This window comes from Mycobacterium sp., from assembly GCF_049280035.1.
Lineage (GTDB): Bacteria > Actinomycetota > Actinomycetes > Mycobacteriales > Mycobacteriaceae > Mycobacterium.
Genome location: NZ_JBAPPI010000292.1, coordinates 1 through 4,647 on the forward strand (window position 1 = coordinate 1; position 4,647 = coordinate 4,647).

General features: G+C 66.3%; 6 protein-coding genes. 1 reads left to right on the plus strand and 5 read right to left on the minus strand.

Translation table 11 applies throughout. The features are described from left to right. Positions 1-245 (plus strand): helix-turn-helix domain-containing protein (locus WAN71_RS09825; RefSeq protein WP_422225148.1); only part of this gene is annotated, 245 nt, incomplete at its 5' end. 222 nt (positions 246-467) lie between these two features. On the opposite strand, the gene WAN71_RS09830 is transcribed toward WAN71_RS09825, so the two are convergent. From WAN71_RS09830 to WAN71_RS09850, 5 genes are all read right to left on the minus strand, one after another. Next, positions 468-1,451: an NADPH:quinone oxidoreductase family protein gene (locus WAN71_RS09830; protein WP_422225149.1), complete on the minus strand. Its 984-nt coding sequence runs from the start codon at positions 1,449-1,451 to the stop codon at positions 468-470. Next, positions 1,451-2,074, minus strand: a complete 624-nt coding sequence (locus WAN71_RS09835; RefSeq protein WP_422225150.1) for a TetR/AcrR family transcriptional regulator — start codon at positions 2,072-2,074, stop codon at positions 1,451-1,453. Before WAN71_RS09835 ends, WAN71_RS09830 begins: the two co-directional genes overlap by 1 nt. Next, on the minus strand, positions 2,055-3,338 hold the full coding sequence (locus tag WAN71_RS09840; protein ID WP_422225151.1) for an acyl-CoA dehydrogenase family protein: 1,284 nt from the start codon (positions 3,336-3,338) through the stop codon (positions 2,055-2,057). Before WAN71_RS09840 ends, WAN71_RS09835 begins: the two co-directional genes overlap by 20 nt. A gap of 28 nt (positions 3,339-3,366) precedes the next feature. After that, entirely contained in the window at positions 3,367-4,131 is a 765-nt protein-coding gene (locus tag WAN71_RS09845; protein ID WP_422225152.1) for an SDR family NAD(P)-dependent oxidoreductase, read from the minus strand. A gap of 1 nt (position 4,132) precedes the next feature. Beyond that, a partial coding sequence (locus WAN71_RS09850; protein ID WP_422225153.1) for a phosphotransferase occupies positions 4,133-4,647 on the minus strand: 515 nt, incomplete at its 5' end.

Genomic DNA, 4,647 nt, shown 5'->3' on the forward strand with positions numbered 1-4,647 from the left:
GCCACAGCCCCCGCGGCCCGCGCCCCGACACCCTCGCCGATGCGCACGGGCTGACCCGCCGCGAACGCGACATCCTGGAGTTGCTCGCCGCCGGCGGCAGCGACGCCGACATCGCCACTGCGCTGTCCATCAGCCCCCGCACCGTCAGCAACCACGTCAGCGCGATCCTGGCCAAGCTGGGCGTCGACAACCGCACCCAAGCCGCCGCCTACGCCCGCCCCACCAGACCGGGCACAGACGCCTGAACAGCCGCGGCGACATCCGCACCGACCACGGTCGTTGAGCTGCCCGCCGGCTCGCCGCTCGCACGTCGGCAGCAGGGACAGCTCGCCGCCGCTGGCACGCAATTGACACCCGGGAGAGGAGATTCAAGGCGACCCTGGGAACAATCCCGAATACACCAGAATCAAACACAGCCGGCTGCGGTCCCGCCGAATGCCAATACCCTGCAAGGGGTCTCGACGACGTCACGCCGTGACGTCAATGACTACCTTGCCGACCGCCTTGCGCTCGGCCACATACCGCAACGCCGTCGCGGCCTCGGCCAGCGGGAACCGGGCACCGATATACGGCTGAATCCGGCCGTCGGCGAACATCTCCTGCAGCTCTCGGATGTCGCGCGCAGCGTCGTCGGGGTGATCGGCGGTAAAGGTGCGGATCTCCATGCCACGGATGGTGATGTCTTTGAGCAGAACCAGATTGAGCGGAATTGCGGGTATCGTGCCAGCGGCGTAGCCGAGAGTGATGAACATTCCGCCGCGGGCCAGACCCCGCAACGCCGGTTCCGAGTAGCGTCCTCCGACCGGATCGATGACGACGCGCGCGCCGCCGCCGGTGAGCTCGCGGATAGCTCCCTTCAGATCGTCGTCGTCGTAGGCGACAGTCGCTTCGGCGCCGCGCTGCCGGCAGATGGCGAGCTTGTCCTCGGTCGACGCCGCGGCCAGCACCCGTGCCTTCATACCGACCGCCAGGTCGAGCGCGGCCTGGCCCACGCCGCCCGCCGCGCCAAGGATCACCACCCAATCCCCTTCTGCGACTTGGGCAACCGACCGCAGGGCGTGATATGCGGTGCGGTAAGTGACGCCGAAGGCCGCTGCGGGGGCGAAGTCGGCGCCGTCGGGAATCGCGGACACCTGGTGCGCATCGAGCAGAGCCAGCTCGGCGAACGCACCCGTTGGGGTCGCGCCGAACACCCGGTCGCCCGGAGCGAACGGTGCTCCGGAAGAACCGCAGCCGGCGGCCACCACCTCGCCGGCGAGTTCGCTGCCCGGCGTGAACGGAACCGGAATCTTGACCTGGTACTTGCCGGCGATCAGCAGCACATCGGGAAAGTTGACAGCCGCGGCGTGGACGCGCACCAGCAGCTGACCCGGGCCCGGTGTCGGATCGGCAACGTCATCGACAACCAGATCTTCTGGCGGGCCGTAGGCGTGGCAGACGACGGCGCGCATCAGGCGGCCCCCAGCCCGCGTAAAAAAAACCGCACCAAGTGGTCGATGTCGTCGAGGCCGGGCCGATCGGCCGAATCCAGGTGGCGCCGCATGGCCGACACCGTGCAACGGAACACGGTGTCGGCATCGCGGCGAACGTCGGTGCTGCCCAATCCCGCGATCGGTTCGATCAGCAGATCGCGCATCGGCCGGATGATCTCGTCGTCGGCGGCACGCCAGTTGGCGGTGGCCGAAATCTGGCCGGCCGCAGCCCGGCTCATGCTGATCAGGTGTGGGTCGGCGACCTGTGCGAGCGCGCCCTCAATCCAGCGCCGCACCTTGCCCGCGGGCGTGCGCTCCTTGGCCATCTGATGCTGCAGATAGGAGACGACGAGCGCGACGCCGCGCTCCATCACCGCCAGGATGACGTCGTCTTTGCCGGCGAAATACCGATAAAACGCCTTGTTCGACGAGCCGGCCTCGGCGACGATGTCGCTGACCCGAGGCGGTTCGGGCGCCACCCGTTCCATCACCCGGACGGCGGCGGCGAGGATGCGTTCGACTTCCTCGGTGGCCTCCCGCTGACGGTCGTCGAGGGCACGCTCGACAGCCGCGGTCACGCGGCTATTGGTCAACGAGCTCACCGTATTTGGCGCGGGCAGCCTCGCGGCGGACGTCGAGCATCTCACTGGGCCAATCCCCGTCCTCGGCCTCGTAGCCCTTGAGCAGCATCCGGGCCAGGTTGACCTTGTGTGCCTCGGTCGGCCCGTCGGCCAGACCGAGCGCGATACCGCCGATCAGCACATTGACCAGCGGCAGCTGATCGGTGAGCCCGAGTGCACCGTGCACCTGGATCGCGCGCAGCGCAATCGATTTCAGCACCTGCGAGGCCAAGATCTTGCACGTTGCGATCTCGGCGCGCGCAGCGTGCTCGTCGCCGCTGTCAATCAGCCACGCGGCGTGCAGCACCGTCAGCCGAAACGGTGTCAGCTCGGTATACGAGTCGGCGATGAACTCTTGCACCAACTGCTTATCGGCGAGCAAAGTACCTTGAGTGAAACGGCTTTTCGCGCGCTTGGACATCATCTCGACGGTGCGTTGCGCCATTCCGATCGAGCGCATCGCGTGATGCAGCCGTCCGCCCGCCAACCGGGTCTGCAGGATCAGGAAGCCCTGGCCGGGTTCACCGAGCAATGCGTCCGACCCCACCCGCACCGCGTCGTAGTGCACCAAGGAATGACCCGGTTCGTGCGAGTCCGCTCCGACCAGATGGTGGTTGGCTTCCACGTTGAGGCCTTCGGTGCCTGCCGGGATCAGGAATGTTGACGCGCCGTGATGCACCGCCACATCAGGGTTGGTGATCGCCACGACGATGAAGAAGGATGCGACGGATGCGTTGGAGGAGAAGTACTTTCGTCCGGTGATCACCCAGTCGTCGCCGTCGCGGACGGCACGGGTGGTGAAGACCCGCGGGTCGGCGCCGCCCTGCGGCTCGGTCATCGAAAAGCAGGAGAAGATCTCGCCGGACAGCAGGCCGTTCAGATAGCGGTCCTTCTGCTGCTGGGTGCCGAAGCGGGCGATGATCTCCGCATTGCCGGTGTCAGGTGCCTGAGTACCAAAGATGATTGGCGCCCATGGGCTGCGGCCAAGAATCTCGTTGATCAGCGTCAGCTTGACCGCGCCGAAGCCCTGCCCGCCGAGTTCCGGGCCGAGGTGCGGCGCCCACAGTCCTTGGTCGCGAACCTGTTGTTTGAGCGGATCGACGATTCTGCGCCGCTCGTCGTTCAACGGTAAGAACTCGCAACCGGGGAACAGCACCTCGAGTGGCTCGACCTCTTCGCGGACGAATTCGCGGATCCAGTCGAGCTTCTTCTCGAACTCCGGTTCGGTAGAGAAGTCCCATGCCATGTCGAATACTCCTAGGTGTTAGCGGATATCAGGGGATCCCGCCATCGGCCCGCACAATCGAGCCGGTGGTGAAGCTGGATGCCGCGGAGGCCAGAAACAATGCGGCACCGACTATTTCGGCCGGGTCGCCGGCCCGCTGCAGGGACAGGTGGACGAACGGGTTCTGCGTCGCCTGCTCCAGGTTCCACGACTTGCTGACGTCGGTGAGGAACGGGCCGGCCATCAGCGTGTTGACCCGGACGGTCGGCCCGAACGCACGCGCCAGACCCTCGGTCATCGCATTCAGCCCGGCCTTGGACGCCGCGTAGGGAATGATGTCGGGGGCCGGGCGCAGCGACCCGGCGGTGCTGACGTTGATGATCGAGCCGCGTCCGGCGGCGACCATCCGTTCACCGACCAGAGCGGACAACCGGAACGGACCCTTCAGGTTGAGGTTGACCACCGCGTCGAATAGCTTCTCGGTGACGTCGGTCAGCTTGTCGTAGACCGGCGACATGCCGGCGTTGTTGATCAGCGTGTCGAGCTTGCCGAATCGTTCGTAGGTCGCCTCGACCAGGCCGTCGAGCTGATCCCATCGCCCGACGTGTACCTGGTATGGCATTGCCGCGCGGCCGGTTTCGTGCTCGATCTGCTTGGCGGTGACGACGCAGTTCTCCATCTTCCGGCTGGCGATCACCACGTCGGCGCCACACCGGGCGGCGCCGAACGCCATTTCCCGGCCCAGCCCCCGGCTGCCGCCGGTGATCAGCACAACCTGGTCGGTCAGGTCGAAAAGCTCGTCGGCGTAACCCATCTCAGCGAGCCTTCGTGGGTAGCGAGTTGGCCAGTTCGGCGGCCGTGGCAATCAACTGCGGGATCATCGCCCCGAACGTATCCTGGATCTTGGGGTCGACTTTCCCGGTGCGCACTCCGGCAGCGTAGGTCTTTTCCAGCACGATGCCGAGTTTCCAGTTGGCCAGCACGAGGTAGTAGTCGATGTTCTCGCATCCCAGCCCGCTGGTCTTCTCGTAGCGGTCGAGCAACTCGCTGCGCATCGGCATGCCCTTCATGTCGAGATAAAAGCCGTCCTCGCGCGGGTTCTCACCGTCGTAGCCCAGCAGGCACCAGGCCAAGTCCAGTAGCGGGTCGCCGACGGTGGTCATTTCCCAATCCACGATCGCCGCGAGCCGAGCCGGCTCGCCACGCGCGAACATTACGTTGGCGAACTGGTAGTCGCCGTGCATGATGCCCGGCCGGTAGTGCCCGGGCCGGTTGCGCCGCAGCCAGTCGGCAGCTTGGTCCAGGCCGGGAAGCTCGCGCACCCGATAGG

What these genes read in the sequence shown, in the direction of transcription:
- WAN71_RS09830 (WP_422225149.1), bottom strand. Translation starts at nt 1,451, where the DNA reads ATGCGCGCCGTCGTCTGCCACGCCTACGGCCCGCCAGAAGATCTGGTT.
- WAN71_RS09840 (WP_422225151.1), bottom strand. Translation starts at nt 3,338, where the DNA reads ATGGCATGGGACTTCTCTACCGAACCGGAGTTCGAGAAGAAGCTCGAC.
- WAN71_RS09845 (WP_422225152.1), bottom strand. Translation starts at nt 4,131, where the DNA reads ATGGGTTACGCCGACGAGCTTTTCGACCTGACCGACCAGGTTGTGCTG.